Origin of the sequence: Nostoc sp., from assembly GCF_036916575.1 — a bacterium.
Classification (GTDB): domain Bacteria; phylum Cyanobacteriota; class Cyanobacteriia; order Cyanobacteriales; family Nostocaceae; genus Nostoc.
The window spans coordinates 1-25,146 of record NZ_JBALGC010000040.1 but is presented as its reverse complement, the minus strand read 5'-3'; the positions used below and the strand labels follow the sequence as shown (position 1 = coordinate 25,146).

The following is a 25,146-nucleotide window of genomic DNA, read 5'->3' as shown; positions in this document are numbered from 1 at the left end:
CTCAGATAGGCAAAATTTTTAATACAGAATGGAACTTGACACATGAAACTTGAGACTCTCGAGAGGGCAAGTGCCTAATTTTTTCCCCATTAATACAATTCTGGTACCTCAAGGAGCAGAATATAAAGCTGTGTGTCGCGGATTAAGCGGCATTACTGGCTCCATCCCAACGATAGTAGCCATACCTGTTGGGATGAAGCCTTTACTCAAATATCTGGAACAATCCCAAGGAAATGGACAATTTCTGGCTCCAAAATCCCGGGTGCTGATTATGGGTATATGTGGCAGCTTGAGCGATCGCCACACAGTTGGTGATATTGTGCTGTATCAAGATTGTATTTATCAGAGGAAGCAGCAAGAATGCGATCGCACTTTTTCAGCACAATTGCACTCCTGTATATCAGAAAAAGTCTCATTAGTCAAGGCATTGACAAGCGAGCGCGTGATTTGGTCTGCCGCCGAAAAACGCCGTTTAGGTGAAACTTTGGCGGCTGATGTTGTTGATATGGAAGGATTTACCGCTCTAGAGTTTTTCAATGCGGCTGGGGTGGCCGTGGCAATGCTGCGAGTAGTCAGCGACGATTGTCAGCATAATATCCCTGATCTCACACCAGCAATTAACTCTGATGGCTCCCTAAACCCTTTTGCTTTAGCGATGGGAATGCTTCGACAACCCCTTGCTGGTACTCGATTGATTCGAGGTTCATTAACAGCATTAAAGGTGTTAGAGCAAGTTACAAATCTGCTCTTTTCAGGCTATAGCCTGAAATAATCTGTCAACCACAGGTAAACATCGATATATATCGATGTTTACCTGTGGTTACTTTTGCTTTTCTATCACGTTATAACAAACGAATAAGTACAGGAATGTAATAATTAATACAAATAATCTTTGGTTATGAAATTGTATGTGGAATAAGCTTTACAGAAACTTTATCATTATAGATATTAAGTATAAAACTAGATTGGGAAGCATAATATATAACCTGCTCAAGGTTGGGTTCCATGAGAGCTAATTCCCCGGGATTGTGAATTAAAAATACTCTTTTGTCAGGATAGCTCGGAACTAATTCGCCAACTATCGAACAGAATTTATGAAGCTCAATCACAAGCTCTACCTGTACTCGTTCCTAGCTGATTTCCGATGGCTCAAGAAAAGTTACACCGCTAAAATCATGTTGGTGGCATTTTTGGGCACTCATGTACCACTTCTGACTTTACTCTTGAGTTTCCTGATCTCAAACTCCTATTCGTTGGAGATGGCAGTGCGAGTTATGATCATTGCTCTGTTAGCTACGCTAGCGGGTACAGGTGTCACCCTCTACGCGCTACACTACCTTCTCGAACCGGTTATTTTGACATCTGCTGCATTACAAAACTATCTGAACACCAAAACCCTACCGGAACTGCCTACAGAATTTGCTGATGAAGCGGGTACATTGATGGCGGATACTTCACAAACTCTTCACAAATTAGATCAGTTAATTCACTACATCACTAATTATGATGATCTAACTGGATTACCCAATCGTGATTTATTCCGCGATCGCCTCTATCAGACTCTATCCCAACCTGAAAATAACCAGCGCCTTGTAGCTGTCTTTTTGCTGGCTATTGATGATTTCACTGCTATCAGTCATGGGTTAGAGCATGAGACAACAAATTTGTTGTTAAGAGCAGTTGCCCAGAGGTTATCAACCTGCATAGCGCAAACAGATATTCTTGCCCATTTGAGGGGAGATGAATTTGTCCTGGCTCGAATAGACCTTGTTTCTTTTGAAAGTGTGATTCAGCTATCTCATTTGCTATCGAGTACCCTGAGCAAACCCTTTTCTTTAGAGGGTAACTCGATTCATATCACCGCCAGCATCGGCATCACAATTAATGGATTAAATGATCGTAATAGCCTAGATCAAATCTTGCAACAGGCTCACATGGCACTGTACCAGGCGAAGCAAAGAGGGCGTAGCCAATACCAATTCTATTCGCCGGAAATTAATGCTCAGTTGCAGGAGCGACTGACTTTAGAAAATGAATTACATGGGGCGCTTGAGCGGCACGAAATGCTGGTTTATTATCAACCTCTGATTGATTTACACAGTGGACAAGTTATAGCTATGGAAGCGTTGATTCGCTGGCAGCATCCTACCTTAGGTTTGATTTCTCCAACAAAGTTTATTCCGATCGCAGAAGCCAATGGTTTGATCGTGCCAATTGATCAATGGGTCTTGCGAACTGCTTGTGCCCAAAACCGTGCTTGGCAGCTTGCTGGATTTATCCCAATTCGGATATCTGTAAATTTGTCAGCTCGACAGTTTGAACAACCGAATCTGGTTGAGGTCGTCAGCCAAATTCTTGAGGAGACTGGACTCAAAGCATCTTACCTGGAACTGGAAGTGACGGAAAGCTTCTTGATGGCTGATATTGAGCGATCAGTTAAAATCTTAAAACAATTACGAGAACTGGGTATATGGTTGGCTCTAGACGACTTCGGTACTGGTTATTCCTCCCTGAACTATTTAAAGCGATTTCCTGTGAACATGCTCAAGATTGATCAGTCATTTGTAAAGGATGTCATATCCAATCCTGATAGCGCCGCCGTCACTGATGCCATCATTGCCCTGGCAAAAAGCCTCCGGTTGAACATCACGGCAGAGGGTGTGGAAACTCAAGAACAGCTTGATTACCTAAAAATGCAGGGATGTCATGAAGGTCAGGGTTTCTACTTCAGTTGTCCTGTCCCCGCTGATATAATTGCCCCGATGTTGCAGAAAAGTTCTCAGCTGATGGAGACAATTGCAGCATAAGTGAATGCCTAATACCAATTCACAATTCGCAATGACGCTCGCGGACTCGCTAACGCTGCGCTAACGCAATTCAATAACTTAGATGCAGCAAGGCTTTGAGGGTTTACGTTTGTTTCATTATTTTAGTGAATTGGTATAAGTCAGAAAGTCACCCCCCTGATAGCGTTTCACTTTACAGCAGTTTTCATGTATTTGAACCACATCTGTCGTAGGGGCACAGCATTGCTGTGCCCTTACCGCGTGGTCTATTTACCTGAAAATAGCTGTAATTTTGATAGAAATGTTTAGCAGGGGGCAGGGAAATAAAGACTTCCAATTAAAAAAAATAATCAATCGCTGTGTAGGGAGGTGAGCAGAGAGCTCTTAGCAGGGGGAAAAGAAAAATATCATCTAAATAAATTGGGTAATTTATTCTCTGGAAGTCCCATATGAAAAGAGAAATTCGGGATTAATCAGCCGAATAAAAGGTGATTTATTTTAAAACTGTGGAAAGCTTTGCAACTATGTGAGCACGAACTGTCGTACCAAATACTTCCATCTTCTATAATGGTATTACTGAAAATAGTCTTATCGATGTTATAAAAACCTTCAACTTCCCTCAAATTGACCACAAGTTCAAACGGCTTCTCTTCTACACACGTGATATTCAACAGTTTTTACAGCGCCATACTGCTTTCAATATCTGCAAATCAGAAAAGAATACCGAGAATGAGTAGCTGGGGATTCAATCTAGATAATTAATTAGTTTGCCTACGCGGACTAGCAGAAAATAAAGCTTTTGTAGACGCTCGCCAGAAGGTTTAAAGCCGATTAGCAACTGGCGTGCAACTTCTAGTCATCTTGGTGCTTAAAACACCGTTGCTGAATGTCTTTCTAATAGCAACTCCTCTGCTTGTAGCTGTGCAAAAGTACTCTTTACGAACTCTGCAATCTCTATACGATTCCCACCAGGATCACGGAGGAAAAACCGCACACATCCTGGAAGTGGTCGTTGATCGGGAATAATTTCTACCCCATGCTCTTTTAGGTGTTTCTCAAAGGCGTTCAAGTTATCAACTTGGAAACAAAAATGTCGTCTAGATGTTTGATTATTGGGGTTTTTCTCTCTACTGACATGCAATTCAATGTTTCCTAGCAAATACCACGCTCCTGAATCGTTTTTCATTACCTCAGGTCGAGAAATTTCAGTCAGTCCTAAAACCTTGCTGTAGAAAGACAGCATTGCATCCTCTACCTCAAGAGGATAGGTTACTTGAATATGATGAACTGCATCAAGCTTCATAAATTTTTCTCCTAGTTTGGGTGAAATTTGGCAAAGCTACAATCACCTTTTGCAGTAATACTGGCGTCTTTGTAAAGTTTTTCTGTTTTAACTTACCAAAAAGCTATGCGACAAGCTTTCCCATACTGATGCGTTCTTCAACGATATAGCCAAGTTTTCTATAAAACTCAACTACTTCTACATTGGAAACACGAACTTGGAGATTGATTTTCAGGCATCCCATCGCTATCAATACACTCTCTGCGTGCCCCACTAGCTTACTACCAATACCCTGCCGTTGATACTGAGGACTGACCGCAACTGTGTATAACCAACCGCGATGCCCGTCATATTCTGCCATTATAGTGCCTACAATTACAGAGTTAATCTCCGTAACGAAAAACAACTCAGGTTGTATAGCAAGCTTCTGACTGATTACCAATTTTGGGCTGCTGTGCGACGGGTTATTAGGAAACACCTCATCCCACAGAGCGCTGACTGATTCAGCATCAGATTCTTGGTATGGTCTGATATTCATCTACATCTCTAAATCAAAGGACTTGCCTTTGCCCATTGTTTGTGAAATACTACTCTTTAAACTACTGTATGTCGGTAAAATTTAAGTAGTATAATAAAAAACTTACCATAAAACATCCCAACCTAAAAGCAATTACAGGCTAATCCCTAAAATGACAAACACAGAAATTCGCACCGCTCAAGTTAAAGTCCCTAACAAAGATTTGCAAATTGATGCTTATTTAGCTGAACCAGCAAAACAGGGAACCTTCCCAGCTGTTATCGTGATTCAGGAAATTTTTGGCGTCAATATTCACATTCGGGAAGTTGCTGAGAAATTTGCCAAAGAGGGATATGTGGCGATGTCTACGACGGGCTACGCCTACGCCCCGACTTTATTTCAACGCACCGCCCCCGGTTACGAGAGGGGATACACCCCTGAAGATATCCAGCAAGGAAGACAATATAAGGAGCAGACAACAGCAGATGAAATATTAAGTGATATTAAGGCTACGATCGCCTATTTAAGAACTCTACCAAATGTGCAAGGAGATGCGTTGACGCGAAGCGGCTTGCCGTTAGGCATCGGCTCCATTGGTTTCTGCTTTGGTGGTCATGTCGTTTACCTAGCTGCCACTTTACCAGATATCAAAGTTACAGCTTCCTTCTATGGTGGCGGTATTCCTAACTCAACTCCCGGCGGTGGAGAACCAACGATCACCCGCACTCCCGATATTAAAAACCCTATTTACGCCTTCTTTGGTCTTGATGATCAGGGAATTCCATTAGAACAAATAGAGCAGATCGAGGCTGAATTGAAGAAAAATCAGATTACCCATGCTATCTTCCGTTATCCCGGAGCAGGACATGGCTTTTTCTGCAACCATCGCGCCAGCTACAATGCCGAAGCTGCTGCCGATGCTTGGAAAAACGTTCAAGAACTGTTCCAAAAGAACCTTCAGCTTCAAAAAGTCTAAGTCTTTGGGTTAGGAGCAATAACACCGCTAGGGGGCACTATCTGTATGCCTCTATTAAACAGTATGCAGTCATCACACCGCAAACCATCAGTCAGAAATAGCGCCAGGAGATAGGAACATGGAAGTTTTTTGGTATTTGCCCACACAGGGAGACGAGCGTTATTTAGGTACTACGATTGGCAGGCGAGAAGCGACTTATCCTTATATGCAGCAAATCGCCCAAGCTGTTGATAAATTGGGCTACGGCGGGATGTTGATTGGTACTGGACAAAAACAGGATACTTGGATTGTAGCTACTTCATTAATTTCTGTTACGGAACGCTTGCGATTTCTTGTAGCCTTTCGTCCGGCAATTATGTCGCCTTCCTTGGCAGTCAGGATGGCTGCTACTTTTGACCAGATTTCTAACGGTCGAATTATTCTGAATGTTGTCACAGGTGGTGACACAAAAGAACTTGCTAAAGATGGGATTTTCTTAGATCATGATCAGCGTTATGAACTCACTGATGAGTTTTTGACAATTTGGCGATCGCTCATGCAAGGTGATGAAGTAACCTTCAATGGTCGTCATCTGAAAGTTCAAGGTGCAAAACTTCAATTTCCTCCTGTACAAAAGCCTTATCCCACTTTATATTTTGGTGGTTCTTCAGATGCTGCTCTCCAAGTTGCTGCCAAACACATTGATGTGTATTTAACTTGGGGTGAACCACCAGACCAAGTTGCCCAAAAGATTGCAAAGGTACGCCGATTAGCAGCAGAACAAGGTAGAACAGTCCGCTTTGGGATTCGGATGCACGTCATAGTGCGTGAAACTACGCAAAAAGCTTGGGATGCAGCTAATGAACTGATTCAGTATGTGGATGATGAAGCGATCGCTGTTGCACATCAGCGGTTTGCTGAATCTGAATCAGAGGGACAACGCCGCATGGCCCAACTGCACAATGGTAATCGCAAAAACTTAGAAATTAGCCCCAACTTATGGGCAGGTGTTGGCTTAGTGCGTGGAGGTGCTGGGACTGCCTTAGTTGGAGATCCAGAGACAGTTGCAGCGCGAATACTGGAATATGCAAATTTAGGAATTGATACCTTCGTTTTCTCAGGGTATCCCCATCTCGAAGAAGCCTATCGAGTCGCGGAATTAGTGTTTCCCCACTTGCCACTACAAACTCCTGCAATCGCATTACCGCAGCAAGTTGCAAGTACATTTAGTGAATTTGTTACCAAAACAGATTTACTCAAACCACAACCTGTTTAAGCAATTCAAAATTTAAAATTCAAAAAAGCATGAGCACGAAAAAACCTCAACTTAGACTAGGTGCATTCTTGCCAAGCACTGGCCATCATGTTGCATCATGGCGGCATCCCGAAGCGCAGGCTGACGGTGGTTTGAACTTTCAGCATTACAAAAGGCTGGCACAGACGGCTGAACGGGGCAAATTTGACATGATCTTCTTCGCAGATGGCGTGGCTGTCCGCGACCGCAATCAAGAAGCCGACGTTTTGAGCCGTAATGGCAAGCTCGTCCACTTTGAACCTCTCACCCTGTTGTCAGCTCTATCTGTGGTGACGGAAAACATTGGTTTGACGGCGACAGTATCGACCACCTACAACGAACCTTATCACCTCGCCCGCAAGTTTGCATCACTGGATTATCTCAGCGGTGGTCGTGCCGGTTGGAATCTTGTGACTTCTGCCACTGAAGCTGAAGCACTGAACTTCAACCAGGAAAAGCACATGGAGCATACGCTACGTTATGAACGTGCCAAAGAGTTTGTGGATGTTGTCACCAAGCTCTGGGATAGTTGGGAAGATGATGCTTTCTTACACGATAAGGAGTCGGGTATTTACTTCGATCCAAATAAACTGCACATTCCCAACCACAAAGGCGATCATTTTTCAGTACGCGGGCCGCTGAATGTGGCGCGTCCTATCCAGGGTTATCCAGTGATCATTCAAGCTGGGTCTTCCGAGGACGGTAGGGATCTTGCTGCACAAACGGCGGAGGTAATTTTCACTGCCCAGCAGACCCTGGCAGAAGCTCAGGCGTTTTATACAGATGTGAAGGGGAGACTGGCTCAATATGGGCGCTCACCAAACCATCTGAAGATTATGCCTGGTGTATTCCCAGTCATCGGCAAGACTGAGCAGGAAGCTAAGGACAAATTTGATCAGATTCAGGAGTTGATCGATCCAGTGGTCGGCTTAAATTTGCTTGGCTCGATGATCGGTGGATTTGACCTGTCCAGCTATCCGTTGGACGGGCCGTTACCGGATCTACCAGAGACTAACGGCGGCAAAAGCCGTCAGCAACTTTTGATTGACCTGGCTCACAGAGAGAATTTAACGATTCGACAACTATATTTATGGATAGCTGGAGCGCGTGGGCATCGTCAAATTCTGGGCACACCAGAACAGATTGCCGATCAGCTAGAAGATTGGTTCGTCAATGGTGGGGCAGATGGATTCAACATCATGCCGCCCTGGTTACCGGGAGGATTGGATGAGTTCGTAGACTTGGTAATCCCTGAACTGCAACGTCGCAGTCTGTTCCGCACACAGTACGAAGCACGAACCCTGCGCGAGAATCTTGGTTTACCCCGTCCGGTAAATCAGTTTAGCAAAGTTGCAGTTCAGGAAGCAGCGATCGCCTAACATTAATTTTCTTATTGATGAATTTTTGCTCATAGAACAAATCAGCAATCTTCTGCTGTCCTGGCAACTCCTTTTCTGTGATGCTTAACATTTACGTACACAGATGATTCCACAGACCATTGGTAAGCGGCACGAGTCCGGTAGGGAGTAGCATAGGCATAGCCTAAAAGTTCACTGTTAATTTCACACACTAGCCAAGGCATCTGCTGTTGATAATTCTGGATGCGCTGCTGAAATTCAGTTTCACTGGGAGGCTCTATCTCAAAGGAAATTGAAGTTTCCCGGACAACTGGCGCATAAATTGCCAGCATTTTTAAAGCATCACTTTCATTAGCTAGTCTAATTACAGCCTTCACAGCAGATCCTTTTTGGGCTAAAAATTAATTATGCAAACTCAACATACTCAATAATGGTTCCATCAGGATGCATCGCTCGCATATTGACTCCAGTGGGAACTTTGTTAGGTTCCACCAGAATTACTGCACCCTGCTGAATAAGTGCTTCTTTAAAATCCTTGAGTGAGTCAACCAGAAATGTTGCGTGTGTACTCTTAAATGGAGAGAGTGCTTCTGCTGAACCAGCAATTAAAAGAATAGAACCCACACCTGCGAGTTCCAACTCAGCCTCGGAATATTGAAACCACAACCAACATTTTTCTGTAAAAAGGTTTTCATAGAAAGCGATCGCCTCATCCAAGTCTATCGGACTCAGATAGACTCTGGTTAGTACTTTAATAATTTGCATTGCAAACTGTCTATTAGGCAGCTAGTGTATTTTATTTTGCTTACTCGGCAATCATAGTTAACTAAGATTGATCAATAAATAGCCTATCTTAAACTTGAAAAAGGTCTTCAACTCTCTGTTCACCTAGCTTTTGATAACGTTGTTCGCTGTCAATCAAAATACATTTCATTTCTACACCTTTAGCTCCACAGAAGTCATCTGTATAGCTATCACCAATATATATACATGATGAAGCATCAGTACTTGATAAAACTTTGCGTAAAACCGTGGCGAATTGAGGATTGAAACTGAAACGTAAAGGTTGACGGACAGAGAAGTCGCAGCTAAGGCTTCTTTAGAGGATGTTTTAAAAGCGATTAAAAATCGCACGCCAGTTGCTCATGGGGAGCCACTGCGGTCTTCTCCCTTGGCGTTAGCCTCTCCCAAAGGGAGAAGGGGAGACGCCCGCTGTAGGATGCCCGTAGTGCTGTAGGGCGATAGCGTAGCGTAAAGCCTTCTCTTCTCTTTCAGAGACGAAGACAGCGAACGAGAGGCTTGTCTGCGACACGCTGTTCGCGAACGCCAACGGCATAGCAACCCTTAGAGACGCTCTTGCGTTCGCTTAGAGCGAGTCCGCGTACCCCTTTGGGGAAGCTAGCTAGCAAGAGCGTCTTGTAGAGAGCGTCTGGGGTCTCCCCAAGTGAAGCAAGTGGCGTGGAATCCTCTTCTCTACGAGACGTTCCGCGTTGGCGTAGCCTCTCACAAATGGGAGAAGACCGCACTGCCTTGGCTACATAGGCAAAACCTTTGATTTTGTATTAGTCCACGGAGGTGGACGAGAGCTTGTGTAGTAGCGAATTTCATTCGCCAAATACTTTTAAAACATCCTGATTAGATATGAACTTCTCTTGTGGTCGCTGCTAAATAAACGGTAGGAACACAGAGTTTTTATCATAAAGTTGAGATGATACTGAATCAGTAGCATATAATATGTATTTAAAATAAATACGAATTACTGTCTTCTCTAGGAGACGCTCCGCAAATGTAAGGGGGCGTAGCCGATTACGAATTACCAATTATTTAAACCTTTGTTCCATGTGCATAAATAAAATAGTTATCTGTCAGGTTCACATCAGCATGAAAACCTACTTGCTTTAGCTTATCTTGAAGTTGATCAGGCTGATAAAAAATTTTGACAATCTGAAATTTTTGACCATCATTTAACTTACGGGTTTTATATATGTTTCCATCATCTATAAGGATATGATTGTTAGCCGTGGATGTCGGTTCAAAAGAAGAGTCAATGATAAATAGTTGTCCACTAACACGAACAGATTGATAAACTTTCGTCAAAAATGAATCGAGTAATTTTGGCGGCACATGAGAGAGCCAAAAGGCAAAGAAAACTAAATCATATTCAGTGTCAGGTTGCCATGTAAATAAATCCCTAAGTTGATATTCAACACTCAGTGAATTTAATTTCGAGCGATTAATTGTAATCACTTCTTCAGAGACATCGATCGCAGTAATTTTTTTACCGATACTTAAAAGCTCCTGCGTCCAGATACCTGTTCCACATGCTAACTCTAAAATATCATCCACTACGCCAATTTGGTGTAATGTATTTTTGATAACAGCTACTTCATTAAACCAGCGCTGGTTGATTTCAATACCGCGATCGTAGCGTCCTATCCTATAGAACCACTGATCATATTCGTTAGCTCTAGCGCGATAGTACTCAATTTGTTGTTGAAGAATATTATCTGTCATCGCCTGCTTTGTGATCCGATTGAGTTTAGATTTGACACCAACAGCCATAGCTTTAAAGAAAATTTTTTATTCAGCGAATAAACTTGCTTTTTAGCCTTAACTATGTGATATTTTTATCATTCTCTAATCATACGGCAAATCAATAAACTTGCCGGAGTTATGCCGTAGATTTGCTGAAGTCTGATATTAATTTACCCTGAAAGCAGAGTGATGATGTTGAATAAGTTCTCTCCAACCCGACTGTTGGATATGGCTTTTGCCTTCTTCCAAAGGTTCCAACAACGAAGAATCCGCACCTTTTCCCTACTGTTTGCAGTCGGACTTAGTTTAACTTTGGCTGTCTGTGCTTGTTCTCCAAGCACAAGCAACAACTCTGGGACAATCCAGACAGCTAGCTCTACCCCAGCAGCTAGCAGTACTACAGTTCGCATAGGTTACCAGAAGGCGTCAACTGTCCTTTATGCGCTGAAGGCGAGAGGGGAATTAGAGAAAGCCTTTGCAGCTTCAGGATCTTCCGTAACTTGGTCGGAATTTCCCGCTGGCCCCCCACTCCTAGAGGCATTGAATGCAGGCAGTATTGATTTTGGCTATACCGGAGAATCACCACCTATATTTGCTCAAGCTGGGGGTGTTCCTTTGGTTTATGTTGCCTACGATCCTTGGAGTCCCAAGGCTGAAGCCATCCTGGTGCCCAAGGATTCACCTATTAAAAGTCTGGCTGAACTCAAAGGCAAAAAAATTGCTTTTACCAAAGGTTCTAATGCTAACTACCTATTGGTGAAAGCACTGGAAAAGGCAGGAGTACAGTACAGTGACATCCAACGAGTAACTCTCACTCCCGCCGATGCTCGTGCTGTCTTTGAGAGAAAAAACGTTGATGCTTGGGCAATTTGGGACCCTTACTTAGCCGCAGCAGAAGCAGCAACAGGCGCACGTACTTTAGCAGACGCGACGGGATTAGCTCCCAATCGTGGTTATTATCTGGCTGCAAAATCTTTTGTTGATGCCAAGCCGGATGCCTTGAAAATAGTTCTAGATCAGGTCAAGGAAGTTAGTGACTGGGCAAAGAATAATCCTAGTGAAGTTGCTAAATTTCTTTCTCCTGCTTTGGGTATAGATGCTCCTGTGTTGGAAATAGCAGAAAAGCGGCGTGAGTATGATGTACTTCCGCTCACAGATGAAGTGATTACTAAACAACAAGAGGTTGCAGATACCTTCTACAAAATTAAATTGATCCCTAAAGAAATCAAAGTTAAGGAAATTGTTTGGCAAGGCAAAGTGAATAATTCATAATTCCTAATTTTTGAATTACGAATGATGTTACAAGCTCAATTAACAAGCTATAGCAATCCAAATTGAATCGTCATAAAATACGGAGATTAAAAGTACGTATTTGGTTGTCAAAAACTTCCAAGACTTTGCCCTGCGTACCCTGATTTACCAGTTCTAAATTTGTTAACTCCAGATTGCTCAGTCACAGTTACTGTTCCATTTTCACGACGGAGGCATTTCCACTCAAAAGCAGTGTTTGAGGGGAGTCCAGATATAACAGTTGTCCAAACAGGCGCTGTGGGCCCAGCCTCGCTACGTTTATCAATGATGTACTGATAGTAGACGTTAGGGTCAAGCTTAATTGCTTTGGCAGGATTTCCTTCACCTAAGGCGGGTAGATTCCCGGTGATGTATATACTTTCGCCAAGACTGGTAAAGCCGCGATCGCCTAGGTTGGAGCTACGCCCATCGCAGACAAAATTTACAGAAGTAGTTGCAGCTACAGGAGCAAGATCGAACCTGAAGGTTTTGGTAGTATTCACGTTTAGTGAGCTTGATTTAGCCAAAATCAAATTGTTGCCGACATTAAACCAACCATTTTCAGAGTTGTCGAAAGCATTTTGGGAAATCAGTTGCGGTAAAGCTACACCATTTAGTGTTACCTTTGTCGCCTTTGCTCTGTCAACCACTAAGCGGATCATGTTCTGACGTGTTGTCACTGCTCCAGAAAAACTAGAACTATTCACGTTGGTAGCAGCAGCAATTGTGACCTTAACTGTGTCAGCATCGATTTGCTGCTGTTTCACTTCAGTTGTGCGATAGCGATAAATCGGACGCTCGGTCGAGTCATAGTCTAATGTTTCACCGTCATCTTCATAAAGAGTAAAGCTGGATGGTGCGCGATCGGCATACACTCGCACAATTAACTCATCATTATTCCTGTTATTCTTTCGTCGTCCATAAGCATCCTTTGTATCGGCATCTACATACATTTGCGGCAAAATGGCTCCAGCCTTCGCAAAAACAGGTAAACGGAACAGCCCACTGCGATACACTGGAAAATCTTTCACTGTTTGTCCCCCACTCTCAATCCATTCGTTGGTATGGTAATTAATCCATCTTCCTGCGGGGAAGTAGATGTCACGTGCATATTCTCCATAACGAGCCACTGCTCCAACCAGTAAATCGCGACCAATCAGTTTTTGATTAGCCATTTGCCGAACATTAGGATCGTTTTGATAGTAAAAGGGCAATGGTGCAATCACAGGCTCTGCAAACAAGTAAGCCCGATAAGCCAAACTGTAGTAGTAGGGAATGAGTTCGTAGCGTTGGCGAATATTGGCTAGGTTACTTTGAATTTTGCCAATGCGGTCAGGTGAAGTTTCATATGTTATGTCAGCTTCAAGGAACTGATTATGCGTGTGGGGTCGCACAGGTATGTCAAACCAAGCTGCGTTGGCAAACCACTGGGTATAAGTTTCGTCTTCATAACCCCGATAAGACCCTTGCTTGTCGTTACCAGGCAGTGCCGATCGCTCAAAACCACCAATATCAGCGCCATAATAGTCAATACCAGAAAATGACATTTGCATTTGGGCATTAAAGTGAGTAGCCAGAGATTGCAGGTTTGAACCAATATCGCCTGACCACATCGCAGCACCATAGCGTTGAGTCCCAGCTGCACCTGAACGAGACAGAATAAAAGGACGGGGATTTGTTATCCCTAAGTTATCGGTTTGCCCTCTCTTAGCAAAATATCCTTCCCAAATAGAGCGACTCCACAACAAGTTATAAAGATTGCTAATATCAGCGTGCTCGATTTTGCGTCCGGAAACTGTAGTTTCTACACCTTCATAACAAGCACTGGAGTTAAATATTTCTGGTTCACCTAAATCAGTCCAATGAAAATGAATACCCAATTTCACCAAGTTAGGAAAACGTCGTCGCTCGTGAATCCAACTTCCTGCTTTTAAATCAGACCAGTCAATCATTGAACCTGTACCCCAGAAATTCTTTGCACTAAGTTCAACTGGATTTGATTGCTGATTAAAATCACAGGTATTGTTAGGGCCACGCCGATATGCCAGCAAAGAAACTGGGATCTCTCGATAGGTATTGGTGGCTTTAGCCAGATACGATTCTTCAATGGTTGCTAATCCAATGTCATCAGAGGCATACTGACGAATTTTAGAGGCAGGGTTGGGGAAAAAATAGCGATCGTCTGCAACTAAGGATTCTTGGTTTTCGTCCCAATTCAACCGACCCATCGCACTGCCTGTAGACTCATCAACGGATGTCTGCGTGTTGTCAGGAATAATTCCACCAAACCAGTTCAAATCAAGCACGAAGCCATCGATTGGGAAATTATTGCTTCGCAAGCCGCTCAAAATCGTATCAATTTGCTTCCAATTGTCATAACCATACTCTGAAACCCACAAACCAAAGGTTTTACGAGGTGGAACTGGTGGGCGACCTACTAATTCTAGAAATTCTTTGCGTAAGTCCAGTAAATTAGCTCCTGTCATAATGTAGAAGCGAAGCTGGTCACCGGACGTTCGCACTTGCCACGGAGATTTGGTAAAATTCCACTCTTGTCTATAAACGTTGTCTAGGAACAGGGCGTAATTGAGATTGTTCTTACCAACAGCATAGTAAACCGGAATTTGCACGTTACCGACCTTCCCACCGCCAAAATCCTGAAGGGCATTGCCAAATTCTTTGCCCGTTCTTTCTTTAAGAGTAAGCCAATCACCATCAGCAGATCCAAGTCTTTTGAAGTTTTGCCCAAGACCATAAATATTCTCGATTTGCCCCTGCTCTATATTTAAGCCTTTGCGGGGTTGATTAAGATTGACAGGACAAATTTTAGTTAATTCAACATTCTGCTTCGTCTTATCGTATGCAGTGATGCAAAGCGTACTGGAAGCAATTTCTAATCGGATATCTTTGGTTTCAATAACATTGCTACCAGATGGTGGGGGAGGCGTAGACGCACCTGAATAATTAGTCTTCAACACCATTGGTGAGGTATAGAGAGGTTGATTAGGATTGCTCCCGCTACTGATGAGCGAAACCTCAAAATGGACTAAATCATCGTCTAGAACTTCAACAATAACGGAAGCTGAACGATTACTGAATTTAGTTCGATAAACACTTGCCTCTGCGATCGAGGGAATTATACAACAACAGGTAGCTAGAGCAATATAAGTTTTAAACAAACAAAAACGCATAATTTTTATCAGAAACAGAATATAGTTAATATTTTTAGATAGCGTAGCGTATGGCTTTTTTTATCTATTATTTCATATCTTGCACCAGTTAGTTAAACTCCTTGAGAAAGGTGTATTCATAAGTAGTTGATTGAGGCTGACAAGGTGAAGGAGTAATTTATCCCCGTGCAGTTCATTCGGCTGCAAAACAAAGTTCAAGTTGTCGAGAACACCGTATTACTTATCAGACCTCGTTGCTTACAATCCTTATAATAAACAGAAATATTTCTCAACATCCATAGGGAATGCGATCGCTTTTTTGGATGCTTTTGTAATCTTCCACCGTCGGAACATCCTTGCCAGTAAGGGCAAAGTAACCTTATAAATCTTACATTGACTAGCTTTTATTATTCTAATGCTTGCAACATTGCCGAAAAAGGCGATTGTGATCAGGCTACGAACACTAGCAAAAACCTAATGAATTAAAAAAGCTGCTCTAGTTCCAGGACGACTTGCTGGATATCCAAAAACTCTGGTATTTGCTTCCGTATCTCGTATGTTAACGCACCCTACAATTTAAATATTTTTTTTAATTATAAGTCCCTAAATTGTGTTTCTGGTTGAAATAAACTATAAAATTTTTCACTAATGATGAACTCTAAAAATCATTATGCCTTTGTTAAATTCCAAAAATCGATTTTTCAGTAAGCTTAATAGCCGAGATTTAAGTACTACCCAGTTAAGTTTGCTAGTTATATTTGGTTTTTTGTTCTTTCTAGGAACCAGTATTGGTGTAGCGCAAGTCAGAACAGTACCTAAATCAGGATTTACACTGCAACTTTTACATACTTCCGACCAAGAAGCAGGTGTTCCTGCGCTGAAGGATGCACCGAACTTTTCTGCGGTGTTGAATGCACTCAAAAATCAAGATGCAAATCGTGATGGCAAGCCTGATTATCCTAATACTTTAATCCTTTCATCTGGAGATGCCTATATTCCCAGCCCTTTCTTATTTGCCAGTGACACAGTGTTTGGTGGTGAGGGAAGAGGAGATATTTTAATTCTAAATGCTCTTGGTTTTGGTGCGATCGCCTTTGGTAATCACGAATTTGACTTGGGTACGAGTCTTGTTGCTGACTTAATCCGACCTAAAGAAGATTACCCAGGCACAAAATTTCCTTATCTCAGCACAAATCTAGACTTTAGTACTGATAATAACCTGGCAAAATTAGTTACCGCTGATGGACAACAGGCAAGTAAAATTCCTCATAAGATTGCTCGTAGCACCATCATTACCGTCAATGGTGAAAAAATTGGTGTAGTTGGGGCGACAACTCCGACACTGCGGACTATTTCCTCTCCCGGTGGTGTGACTGTGTTGCCTAAAAAATTTAATGACCGTGATGCCGCAGACATCGCCGCCTTAACTGCTGAAATTCAAACTTCTGTTGATACACTACTGACAAAAAACCCAGAGATTAATAAAGTCATTTTGTTGGCGCATATGCAGCAAATTGCGATTGAGCAAAAGCTAGCAAGATTACTTAAGGGAGTAGATATTATTGTTGCTGGTGGTTCCAATACCTTACTAGCTGACAAAACAGACCGTCTGCGAGTGGGTGATAAATCTGCTGGAACTTATCCAATCCTCAAAAAAGCAGCAGATGGTAATCCGATAGCCGTAGTTAATACCGATGGAAATTATCGCTATGTTGGTCGTTTAGTAGTTAACTTTGATGCCAATGGAGTAATTATTCCCAAAAGTATTGACTCTAAAATTAGTGGTGCTTATGCAACTGATTCTCAAGGTGTAGCAGCAGTAAGTGGAAAACCTGACCCGAAAATTGTCACCATTACAGAAGCACTTAAAAAAGTGATTATTGCCCAAGATGGTCAGATTTTTGGGAAAACCAAGGTTTTCCTTAACGGCTGGCGGGGTGATGTCCGCACCCAAGAAACCAATTTAGGGGATTTGACAGCCGAAGCTAATTTAGCGATCGCCAAGCGATATGATCCTAAAACTGTCATTTCCATCAAAAATGGGGGTGGTATCCGTGACAACATCGGTATATATACCTTTCCCGCAGGTTCGACTCGCTCACAGGATGCTATCAAACTGCCACCTCAAGCAAATCCTGTGGCAGGTTAAGAAAGAAAAAGAAATTTCCCAACTTGATATCACCAATGCTTTGCGGTTCAACAATGGCTTGACTTTAGTTACCTTGAGTGCAACAGAACTACTGGCGGTGATTGAACACAGTGTAGCAGCCATAGCACCCGGTGCTACCCCTGGCAGTTTTCCCCAGGTAGCGGGATTAGCCTTTAGCTTTAACCCAGACTTACCAGCAGGTAAGCGTGTCAAGTCCCTTGCTATCAAAGATAGGAAAGGCAAAATTATTGATGTAGTAGTTAAAAATGCAGAGTTAGTGGGTGACCCTAATCGGGTCTTCCGCACTGTTACCCTCAACTTCCTCGCAACTGGTGGTGATGGCTATCCTTTTCCCAAAACAGAAGTGGTTGATTTAACATCAAAAGATGCTGATAAAAGCAAACGCACAGGTTTAGCCACCTTTGCTGCTGATGGTTCTGAGCAAGATGCATTAGCAGAATATCTGGCTGCTAACTTTAAGCAAATTCCCTTTGCTCAAAAGGATGTACCACCCGCCGAAGATACTCGCATTCAAAATCTCAAATTGCGTAAAGATGTAGTGTTATCAAATCCATTACCTGGCGGTAAATAACAAACCCTAACATATTTGCAGTATGACCAATCTTAGCGTTAACCTTAACAAAGTCGCTTTACTCAGGAATGCTCGAAATTTTGGTAGACCCCTGCCTCCTGAAAATTGGTTTTAATCATTCGTGAGCCTGCTACCCCTGAACAGAGACTGGGAATATATTGAAGAAGAATCCAGAACTCAGAATTCAGGACTCAGAATCACTCTTCGTAAGAGATTCAGACTTGCCACTCTCTTACAAAGTTCTGATGCCTACGGCAAGCCGCAGAAGCGTCTACGGAGAAAGCCTTCATTCAATAATATGCCAGAATTGGCTTTATCGTGTACTTTTGTAAAGATTGCATAGGAAAGTACGTAAAATTATCTGTTTGATATTGAGAAATTAATATAGGTTTCCTTTAATGATGAAATCACATGTCAGTATCAGCTTCTTTAGACCTGTCTAAAACTTTCTTCCTCAACAGCTTACTAGGAGCTAATCAGACAATTTATTTAGATTTCGACGGCAATATCACCTCTGGTACTTTCTGGAACACAAGTGAACGTCCGGCTAACATTATTACCCCTGCCTTCGACTTCGACGGCAATACAGCATCCTTTAGCTCAGCTGAACTTGAAAGAATTCAGTATATCTGGCAGCGCGTCGCTGAGGATTTCAGCCCGTTTAATGTTAATGTCACAACGCAGGCTCCAGCAGATATTAACGATCTGATTAAGAGCGGCAGTAATGATACTCGCTGGGGGGTGCGTGTTGCGATCGGCGGTAGCAGTTACGATTGGTATGGTAAAGGAGCCGAAGGAGTCGCCAAAGTTGGTTCTTTCAATTGGAATAGTGATACTCCTGCCTTTGTTTTTGCTGAAGAAACGATATACGGTGATGAGAAGGAGACAGCTGAGACTATCTCTCATGAAGTAGGTCATACGCTGGGACTCAAGCATGATGGACGAATAACCCCCGCTGAAGAATACTACGAAGGACATGGTAGTGGAGAGACTGGCTGGGCACCGATCATGGGATCGGCGGGGTATTACCAGGAGCTAACCCAGTGGAGTAAAGGCGAGTATGCTTCTGCTAACAATACTGAGGATGATTTGCAAATTATTACGACCCAAAATGGGTTCACTTACCGAGCCGATGATTGTGGTGATACAATTGCGACAGCAAAGCCACTAACCATTTCTAGTACGTCTATCAGTGGTAGTGGCATCATTGAGCGCAATACAGATTTAGATTTTTATAGTTTTGTCACAGGTACTGGTCTGATTAGCTTGACAGTGAATCCTTTTAGTCGAGGACCAAACTTAGACATTTTGGCAGAGCTATACAATTCTGCTGGTACCTTAATTGCATCGTCCAATCCAACAGATTTAATATCTGCAAGTATTACAACAAATGTTGTTGCTGGAAATTATTACCTCAAAATTGATGGTATAGGAAAAGAAAATCCTCTTTCAACTGGCTACACGGATTACGGCAGTTTGGGGCAATACTTTATCAGTGGTACTCTAAACTTTCCTAATATCCAGCGATGGGCAACTGGCCAAGGCTGGTTTTGGGATACTCAAAAATGGCTAGTCGGCGATTTTAACGCAGATGGGAAAGATGATTTAGTCAACGTCTTCAATGATAATGGGGGTCTAGCTAATATCGATACTCACTTATCTAATGGTGAGAGTTTTGATAGCCAGCGATGGGCAACTGGCCAAGGGGGGTTTTGGGATACTCAAAAATGGCTAGTCGGCGATTTTAACGCAGATGGGAAAGATGATTTAGTCAACGTCTTCAATGATGGGGGTCTAGCTAATATCGATACTCACTTATCTAATGGTGAGAGTTTTGATATCCAGCGATGGGCAACTGGCCAAGGCTGGTTTTGGGATACTCAAAAATGGCTAGTCAGCGATTTTAACGCAGATGGGAAAGATGATTTAGTCAACATCTTCGATGATGGGGGTCTAGCTAGTATCGATATTCACTTATCTAATGGTGAGAGTTTTGATAGCCAGCGCTGGGCAACTGGCCAAGGCGGGTTTGGGGATACTCAAAAATGGCTAGTCGGCGATTTTAACGGAGATGGGAAAGATGATTTAGTCAACGTCTTTAATGATGGGGGTCTAGCTAGTATCGATACTCACTTATCTAATGGTGAGAGTTTTGATAGCCAGCGATGGGCAACTGGTCAAGGCGGGTTTTGGGATACTCAAAAATGGCTAGTCGGCGATTTTAACGCAGATGGCAAAGATGATTTAGTCAACGTCTTCAATGATGGGGGTCTAGCCAGTATCGATATTCACTTATCTAATGGTGGGAGTTTTGGTAGCCAGCGATGGGCAACTGGTCAAGGTGGGTTTGTCGATACTCAAAAATGGTTAGTCGGCGATTTTAACGCAGACGGGAAAGATGATTTAATTAACGTCTTCAATGATGGGGGTCTAGCTAGTATCGACACTCATATTTGGTATTGAGCCATGGCATCAAGGCTGAGACGTAAAATGCTTTTATCATGAACCTATCCCACTAACAATATTTGTGCTATGAAGCTTAATTCCACGGTGATGGCGACTCTGGCTGGCGTTCGTTCTGACAAACAAACACAGGAATTTTTAAAAGAAAATCTCAACCATTGGAAGCGTTATGGTTACGGATTATGGATATTTCGAGACAAAGTGAAGAATCAATTTGTCGGTCGTGGCGGTTTGCGAAATGTCCATATCGCGGATAACGATGAAGTAGAGTTAGCTTACTCCCTGATGACAGAATTCTGGGGCAAAGGGTTGGCGACAGAGATGGGTGAGACAATCTTGAAAGTTGGTTTTGAACAACTGGGTTTAACAGAGGTAGTTTGCTTTACGACAACGACCAATCGAGCATCGCAACGAGTGATGGAAAAGCTAGGATTTCAATACGAACGTAATCTTATCCACGCAGATTTGCACCATGTATTTTACCGCCTAAAGGCTTTGCCAAAGTATTCTATTTAATCAAAAAATAACTAATTATTTTATGGCTGCAACAAGCAACTTCCAAGATTCACAAGTCAGACAGTTAAAGATGTATAAGTTTGCCCCGGCTTGGGAGAATGAGCAAATAATCTTTGGTGCTGCACGACCTGGATACACTAACAATAAAGTTCAAGATTGGATAGAATTCATGAAGTGCCAAGATATTAAGCGAGTTTGCTGCCTTCTTCCTGAGCAACAGCTAGCTTCTTACTCTAATCTTCTAGGCACATACAAACAGGAATTTGGTAATCAACTAGTTTCTTGGACACCAATTGCAGATTTCCATCTATGTGATTTAGAAACCCTCACACAGAAAATACTTCCTTTCTTAATAGAAGCAGATAAACAAAATGAGAAAGTCGTTGTACATTGCTCTGGTGGAATTGGACGTACTGGACATGTGTTAGCTGCATGGCTAGTTAGTGTCCGAGGATTATCAAATCAAGCTGCAATAGCTGCTGTTAAAAGAACAGGTAGAAATCCTTATGAAGCTGCAATAGCTGCTGTGTTCAGAGGTAGAAATCCCTTGAAAGTTGTAAAAGAACTTGACGTACTTCTGAATGATTGCCGTTTCCCAGTGCATAAATTATTTTAAGTTTGCTATTATCCTGTGTAATCAGTCTATTTACGAGGGAAATTCTATGGCAATGGTTCTAGATAAAGTAGTTCCTTTTGGGAGGTCAATGGATGAATATATAAAAATATTCAATTTAACAAATGCAGATTTAAATAAAAGAATCATTGGAATTGGGGATGGACCAGCAAGCTTTAATGCAGAAATGACACGTCAGGGTAAAAGTGTAGTTTCTGTTGATCCACTATACCAATTTTCCGGTGATGAAATATTGCAAAGATTTAATCAAGTGGTAGATAACATCATTAACCAAATCAAGGCTACATCAAATAATTGGGTATGGAGTTATCATAAATCTCCAGATGATTTGCGACACAATCGAGTCAAAGTTATTCGAGAATTTCTGTCTGATTATGAAACTGGCAAAAAAAGCAACAGATACACAGTCGGTGAATTGCCAAAATTGGCATTTAAAAATCAAGAATTTGACATAGCCCTTTGTTCTCATTTATTGTTTTTATATTCAGACCATCTCGATTACAACTTTCACCTAAATTCTGTAGGGGAGATGCTGCGTATTGCTAAAGAAATCCGAATATTTCCCCTCATAACTTTAATGTGGAAACATTCACAACATTTAGATGAAATAGTAAAATATTACACTTCAATGGGTTACAAGATAGATATTGAAAAGGTTGAATATGAACTACAGCCTGGTGGAAATAAAATGTTGAAAATAACAAGAGATGTTAATATTATTCGTAATTAGTAGTTTTTAAATGCTTAGATCCCGACTTAATATTAAGACTACGTGATCTATTTTCAATAAATGTGAGTTTTTATTAAGAACAAGAAAAGGATGTTTTAAAAGTGTTTTTGCTACATTCCTCAAACGCTAGTTGCTACAACGGAGGGAACCCCCGCAACGCACTGGCTCCCCAACCTACAGATATTATAAGTATTTAACCAAACCTGATATTAGCAAGAAAATCTAAGCGTTGCGAGCCTTATAAAACAATGGTTTCAAGATTGTTAAAAAAGATGTGACTACTGGATAGCCTTCTAGAGGAGAGGCTTTGAATTTTCGCCCAACCCTTGTAGAGAACTTGCTCAGAGGTTAGGTCTTTTGTTGGTTTTTCCATATTCAGGTCTATTATTAGATTTGATTGGTGGAGTTATTTACGGACTGAATACCATGATTTATCCACAACGAATCGCACTTAGGCTATGGGAGAAAAAGAATTATTGAACAATAACTCTCTTTCTCTCCCTGCTACCCTTGCTCAATAACTGCTTCTTGGGAATAAAAGATATAACAATAAGTAGAGTAAGGGTGCTTGATCATCCTTTAGTCCTATCTGTCAGTAAATCAGGGTAGCAGATTTCTGAGATTTGGTGTGATATTCGAGTGGATAGTTACTGTGATTTTGACCAACTGCTAACTGTTATTGGTGAGTCTGCTGCTCGCATCTCAGAGTTTTCAGTATTGTCAACCTCAAGAGCTCGGAGCAATTCTCGAACTACATCTGTTGCTGGCCTTCCTGTCAATGCACAGTAGCGTTCAAGTTTCTTCATTTCCTCGCTTGTGAGATTTATTGTCAGTCGTTTAACAGCCCATTTTTTATTCATGATCCTCTTTTGTGTTTAATATGTTGCTTTTTGTCGAAATCACCAAGTCATTACGATTGTTCCCGCAATGCATAGCCTACACCGCGGACTGTATGAATCAAACGCTTTTCATTATTGTCTTCCAACTTGAGTCGCAAATAACGAATATAAACCTCAATAATATTAGAATCACCCATAAAGTCGTAACCCCAAACTTTCTCTAGAATTTGGTCTCTAGTAAACACCTGACGGGGATGTGAAAGGAGATATTCTAATAAGTCAAACTCTTTTGCTGTTAACTCAATGCTTCGTTTACCCCGAAATACTTCACGGGTGCGGCGATTTAAGCTTAAATCTTCAAATTGCAACAAATCCTCCTCTGTTTCTTGCGTGCGGCGGAGATGGGCGCGAATTCTAGCTAGTAGTTCCTCAATGCTAAAGGGCTTAACTACATAATCATCGGCTCCTGCATCTAATCCTGCCACGCGATCGCTCACTTCATCTTTTGCTGTCAACAAAATCACTGGGACTGTACTGCCTGTTGCCCGCAAACGGCGACAAATTTCCAAACCTGTCAGGCCGGGTAGCATCCAATCCAGAATCGCTAAATCTGGCAATGAGTCTCGCGCCAGGGTTAGACCAGCAATGCCATCATGGGCTACACTTACTTGGTATCCTTCGCTACTAAGTTCTAATTCGACAAATCGCGCCAGTTTAACTTCATCTTCCACCAAAAGGATATGTGCTGTCATATTTTTGTTCCTAAAGCAGATAATGTCAGAATAAAAGTGCTACACTTTACCTTTTATACCTTCGGCTAGGTGTTTCACAATAGATAAACCCAAGCATGCTCTAATTTTTTCATTAAAAAGGAGGGTTAGGTTGGCTTAATTCCCTCCTTTTTAAAGATAGTTAGGGACGATCAAGTCTAAACCAAGCATATTGGTTTATGGTGCAATTCTAAATTATTCATGAACAATAAGATTTCCGACTTCTGTAATAAGTCAAGAATTTCAGTCTTTCAATTTTCACAAATCAGATAGAACTACTATATGTAGGTAAACTGATTGTAAACGTACTACCTTCCCCTAACTTTGATTGCACACTTACGTTACCACCCATACCTTCTATAAGTGTCTTGACAATCGATAAACCCAAACCACAACCCCCAGTAGCATGAGAGCGGGATTCATCTACGCGGTAAAATCTCTGAAATATTCGTGCTTGGTGTTGCAAAGGAATGCCATAACCTTTGTCACAAACTTGAATAATTGCCTTGTCTTGAAGCTGATTTAACTTCAAAATTACTGAGGTATTAGCTTCAGAATACTTAATAGCATTATCAATCAAATTCAATAATACTTGTTTGAGACGACTGTAGTCTGCTTTGATCTCAATTGGATAAAAATTTGACTCAATTGTAATTATGCGATCGCTATATGTTTTTGCCATTATCACAACTTCTTCAACCAAGTCATTCAGCACATAAGATTTCATTTGAAAGTATAAATAACCACTATCTGCACGTGCTAAATCAAGTAAATCTTGTAGCAGACGGATAGTACGTTCAGCTTCTGATGCCGCAGTTTCTAAAGCTTCTTGTTGAGTTTGGGTTAAGTTATTTTGCCTTCGTAAGACGCTTTGCAAATAACCATGTACAATTGTCAAGGGTGTGCGTAACTCGTGAGAAACATTACTCACAAATTGCCGCTCTTGCTCCCATGATTGGGAGAGACGCGATAACAGCATAGTTAAGGTTTGAGCTAATTCTTTGACTTCGCTGGGTGCATTATCAAGATATAGCTGTGCTTGTCCTAAATCTTCAGCAGAAATCACAGAAGCCATTTGATTTAGCTGGCGCAGAGGTTGCAGAGAACGCTTAATATAAAATGCGATCGCAGCAGTTAAAATAAGAATTGCTAAAATACTAGTAACACCTAAACTCTGCACCATTACCACAAACATTCTCTGTTCGCGGGTAATATCCTTTACTACAAATAACTCACCCAGTAACTTACCCTGCACTTGTACAGAAC

21 protein-coding genes are annotated in these 25,146 nt (G+C 41.9%); 12 read left to right on the top strand and 9 right to left on the bottom strand.

Annotation, left to right across the window (positions count from 1 at the left end; genetic code table 11):
* Nucleotides 1-70 precede the first annotated feature (70 nt).
* The gene (locus V7L29_RS10405; RefSeq protein WP_334735392.1) at nt 71-772 is read left to right on the top strand and encodes a 5'-methylthioadenosine/S-adenosylhomocysteine nucleosidase family protein; all 702 of its coding nucleotides are present in this window, start codon (nt 71-73) and stop codon (nt 770-772) included.
* 322 nt (nt 773-1,094) lie between these two features.
* Nucleotides 1,095-2,807 (top strand): putative bifunctional diguanylate cyclase/phosphodiesterase, encoded by a 1,713-nt coding sequence (locus V7L29_RS10400; RefSeq protein WP_334735391.1) that lies wholly within the window; start codon nt 1,095-1,097, stop codon nt 2,805-2,807.
* Nucleotides 2,808-3,654: 847 nt separating this feature from the next.
* On the opposite strand, the gene V7L29_RS10395 is transcribed toward V7L29_RS10400, so the two are convergent.
* On the bottom strand, nt 3,655-4,089 hold the full coding sequence (locus V7L29_RS10395) for a VOC family protein (protein WP_334735390.1): 435 nt from the start codon (nt 4,087-4,089) through the stop codon (nt 3,655-3,657).
* Between the two features lie 103 nt (nt 4,090-4,192).
* Entirely contained in the window at nt 4,193-4,606 is a 414-nt protein-coding gene (locus tag V7L29_RS10390) for a GNAT family acetyltransferase (protein ID WP_334735389.1), read from the bottom strand.
* A gap of 151 nt (nt 4,607-4,757) precedes the next feature.
* Between V7L29_RS10390 and V7L29_RS10385 the strand changes: the two genes are divergently transcribed.
* The 3 genes from V7L29_RS10385 (at nt 4,758) to V7L29_RS10375 (ending at nt 8,213) form a co-directional block, all read left to right on the top strand.
* Nucleotides 4,758-5,561 carry a dienelactone hydrolase family protein gene (locus V7L29_RS10385; protein WP_334735388.1) on the top strand — a complete coding sequence of 268 codons (804 nt, stop codon included), beginning with the start codon at nt 4,758-4,760 and terminating at the stop codon, nt 5,559-5,561.
* Between the two features lie 118 nt (nt 5,562-5,679).
* Nucleotides 5,680-6,816 carry an FMNH2-dependent alkanesulfonate monooxygenase gene (ssuD, locus tag V7L29_RS10380; protein WP_334735387.1) on the top strand — a complete coding sequence of 379 codons (1,137 nt, stop codon included), beginning with the start codon at nt 5,680-5,682 and terminating at the stop codon, nt 6,814-6,816.
* A gap of 29 nt (nt 6,817-6,845) precedes the next feature.
* Nucleotides 6,846-8,213, top strand: coding sequence for an LLM class flavin-dependent oxidoreductase (locus tag V7L29_RS10375; RefSeq protein WP_334735386.1), 1,368 nt, complete (start codon nt 6,846-6,848; stop codon nt 8,211-8,213).
* A 41-nt stretch (nt 8,214-8,254) separates the two neighbouring features.
* Here the strand turns inward: V7L29_RS10375 and V7L29_RS10370 are convergent, their stop codons facing one another.
* From V7L29_RS10370 to V7L29_RS10360, 3 genes are all read right to left on the bottom strand, one after another.
* Nucleotides 8,255-8,569: a GNAT family N-acetyltransferase gene (locus tag V7L29_RS10370; RefSeq protein WP_334735385.1), complete on the bottom strand. Its 315-nt coding sequence runs from the start codon at nt 8,567-8,569 to the stop codon at nt 8,255-8,257.
* A 28-nt stretch (nt 8,570-8,597) separates the two neighbouring features.
* Nucleotides 8,598-8,957 (bottom strand): VOC family protein, encoded by a 360-nt coding sequence (locus V7L29_RS10365; RefSeq protein ID WP_334689160.1) that lies wholly within the window; start codon nt 8,955-8,957, stop codon nt 8,598-8,600.
* 1,059 nt (nt 8,958-10,016) lie between these two features.
* Nucleotides 10,017-10,754, bottom strand: coding sequence for a class I SAM-dependent methyltransferase (locus V7L29_RS10360; protein WP_334735384.1), 738 nt, complete (start codon nt 10,752-10,754; stop codon nt 10,017-10,019).
* 165 nt (nt 10,755-10,919) lie between these two features.
* Here V7L29_RS10360 and V7L29_RS10355 point away from each other — a divergent pair, with 165 nt between their 5' ends.
* The gene (locus tag V7L29_RS10355; protein ID WP_334735407.1) at nt 10,920-11,999 is read left to right on the top strand and encodes a sulfonate ABC transporter substrate-binding protein; all 1,080 of its coding nucleotides are present in this window, start codon (nt 10,920-10,922) and stop codon (nt 11,997-11,999) included.
* Between the two features lie 107 nt (nt 12,000-12,106).
* Here the strand turns inward: V7L29_RS10355 and V7L29_RS10350 are convergent, their stop codons facing one another.
* Nucleotides 12,107-15,208 (bottom strand): TIM-barrel domain-containing protein, encoded by a 3,102-nt coding sequence (locus V7L29_RS10350; RefSeq protein WP_334735383.1) that lies wholly within the window; start codon nt 15,206-15,208, stop codon nt 12,107-12,109.
* Between the two features lie 649 nt (nt 15,209-15,857).
* Here V7L29_RS10350 and V7L29_RS10345 point away from each other — a divergent pair.
* The 6 genes from V7L29_RS10345 (at nt 15,858) to V7L29_RS10320 (ending at nt 22,271) form a co-directional block, all read left to right on the top strand.
* Nucleotides 15,858-17,336 (top strand): 5'-nucleotidase C-terminal domain-containing protein, encoded by a 1,479-nt coding sequence (locus V7L29_RS10345; protein ID WP_334735382.1) that lies wholly within the window; start codon nt 15,858-15,860, stop codon nt 17,334-17,336.
* On the top strand, nt 17,293-17,928 hold the full coding sequence (locus tag V7L29_RS10340) for a 5'-nucleotidase (protein WP_334735381.1): 636 nt from the start codon (nt 17,293-17,295) through the stop codon (nt 17,926-17,928). The genes V7L29_RS10345 and V7L29_RS10340 overlap by 44 nt, the downstream gene beginning before the upstream one ends.
* Before the next feature lie 411 nt (nt 17,929-18,339).
* A complete protein-coding gene (locus V7L29_RS10335; protein ID WP_334735380.1) occupies nt 18,340-20,391 on the top strand; it encodes a hypothetical protein in 2,052 nt (683 codons plus the stop codon).
* 69 nt (nt 20,392-20,460) lie between these two features.
* Nucleotides 20,461-20,907, top strand: a complete 447-nt coding sequence (locus V7L29_RS10330) for a GNAT family N-acetyltransferase (RefSeq protein WP_334735379.1) — start codon at nt 20,461-20,463, stop codon at nt 20,905-20,907.
* Between the two features lie 70 nt (nt 20,908-20,977).
* Nucleotides 20,978-21,523: a protein-tyrosine phosphatase family protein gene (locus V7L29_RS10325; RefSeq protein WP_334735406.1), complete on the top strand. Its 546-nt coding sequence runs from the start codon at nt 20,978-20,980 to the stop codon at nt 21,521-21,523.
* 46 nt (nt 21,524-21,569) lie between these two features.
* Nucleotides 21,570-22,271 carry an SAM-dependent methyltransferase gene (locus V7L29_RS10320; protein WP_334735378.1) on the top strand — a complete coding sequence of 234 codons (702 nt, stop codon included), beginning with the start codon at nt 21,570-21,572 and terminating at the stop codon, nt 22,269-22,271.
* 647 nt (nt 22,272-22,918) lie between these two features.
* Here the strand turns inward: V7L29_RS10320 and V7L29_RS10315 are convergent.
* The 3 genes from V7L29_RS10315 to V7L29_RS10305 all read right to left on the bottom strand — a co-directional run.
* Entirely contained in the window at nt 22,919-23,131 is a 213-nt protein-coding gene (locus V7L29_RS10315) for a ribbon-helix-helix protein, CopG family (RefSeq protein WP_334735377.1), read from the bottom strand.
* A 50-nt stretch (nt 23,132-23,181) separates the two neighbouring features.
* A complete protein-coding gene (locus V7L29_RS10310) occupies nt 23,182-23,862 on the bottom strand; it encodes a response regulator transcription factor (RefSeq protein ID WP_334689170.1) in 681 nt (226 codons plus the stop codon).
* Nucleotides 23,863-24,145: 283 nt separating this feature from the next.
* Nucleotides 24,146-25,146, bottom strand: a 1,001-nt coding sequence (locus V7L29_RS10305) for a sensor histidine kinase (protein WP_334735376.1), incomplete at its 5' end; no start/stop codon positions are given.

Bases quoted from the DNA above. Each gene is read 5' to 3' on its own strand.
- V7L29_RS10400 (WP_334735391.1), top strand. From the start codon at position 1,095: ATGAAGCTCAATCACAAGCTCTACCTGTACTCGTTCCTAGCTGATTTC.
- V7L29_RS10395 (WP_334735390.1), bottom strand. From the start codon at position 4,089: ATGAAGCTTGATGCAGTTCATCATATTCAAGTAACCTATCCTCTTGAG.
- V7L29_RS10390 (WP_334735389.1), bottom strand. From the start codon at position 4,606: ATGAATATCAGACCATACCAAGAATCTGATGCTGAATCAGTCAGCGCT.
- V7L29_RS10385 (WP_334735388.1), top strand. From the start codon at position 4,758: ATGACAAACACAGAAATTCGCACCGCTCAAGTTAAAGTCCCTAACAAA.
- ssuD (WP_334735387.1), top strand. From the start codon at position 5,680: ATGGAAGTTTTTTGGTATTTGCCCACACAGGGAGACGAGCGTTATTTA.
- V7L29_RS10375 (WP_334735386.1), top strand. From the start codon at position 6,846: ATGAGCACGAAAAAACCTCAACTTAGACTAGGTGCATTCTTGCCAAGC.
- V7L29_RS10365 (WP_334689160.1), bottom strand. From the start codon at position 8,957: ATGCAAATTATTAAAGTACTAACCAGAGTCTATCTGAGTCCGATAGAC.
- V7L29_RS10360 (WP_334735384.1), bottom strand. From the start codon at position 10,754: ATGGCTGTTGGTGTCAAATCTAAACTCAATCGGATCACAAAGCAGGCG.
- V7L29_RS10355 (WP_334735407.1), top strand. From the start codon at position 10,920: ATGTTGAATAAGTTCTCTCCAACCCGACTGTTGGATATGGCTTTTGCC.
- V7L29_RS10350 (WP_334735383.1), bottom strand. From the start codon at position 15,208: ATGCGTTTTTGTTTGTTTAAAACTTATATTGCTCTAGCTACCTGTTGT.
- V7L29_RS10345 (WP_334735382.1), top strand. From the start codon at position 15,858: ATGCCTTTGTTAAATTCCAAAAATCGATTTTTCAGTAAGCTTAATAGC.
- V7L29_RS10340 (WP_334735381.1), top strand. From the start codon at position 17,293: ATGCTATCAAACTGCCACCTCAAGCAAATCCTGTGGCAGGTTAAGAAA.
- V7L29_RS10335 (WP_334735380.1), top strand. From the start codon at position 18,340: ATGTCAGTATCAGCTTCTTTAGACCTGTCTAAAACTTTCTTCCTCAAC.
- V7L29_RS10330 (WP_334735379.1), top strand. From the start codon at position 20,461: ATGAAGCTTAATTCCACGGTGATGGCGACTCTGGCTGGCGTTCGTTCT.
- V7L29_RS10325 (WP_334735406.1), top strand. From the start codon at position 20,978: ATGTATAAGTTTGCCCCGGCTTGGGAGAATGAGCAAATAATCTTTGGT.
- V7L29_RS10320 (WP_334735378.1), top strand. From the start codon at position 21,570: ATGGCAATGGTTCTAGATAAAGTAGTTCCTTTTGGGAGGTCAATGGAT.
- V7L29_RS10315 (WP_334735377.1), bottom strand. From the start codon at position 23,131: ATGAATAAAAAATGGGCTGTTAAACGACTGACAATAAATCTCACAAGC.
- V7L29_RS10310 (WP_334689170.1), bottom strand. From the start codon at position 23,862: ATGACAGCACATATCCTTTTGGTGGAAGATGAAGTTAAACTGGCGCGA.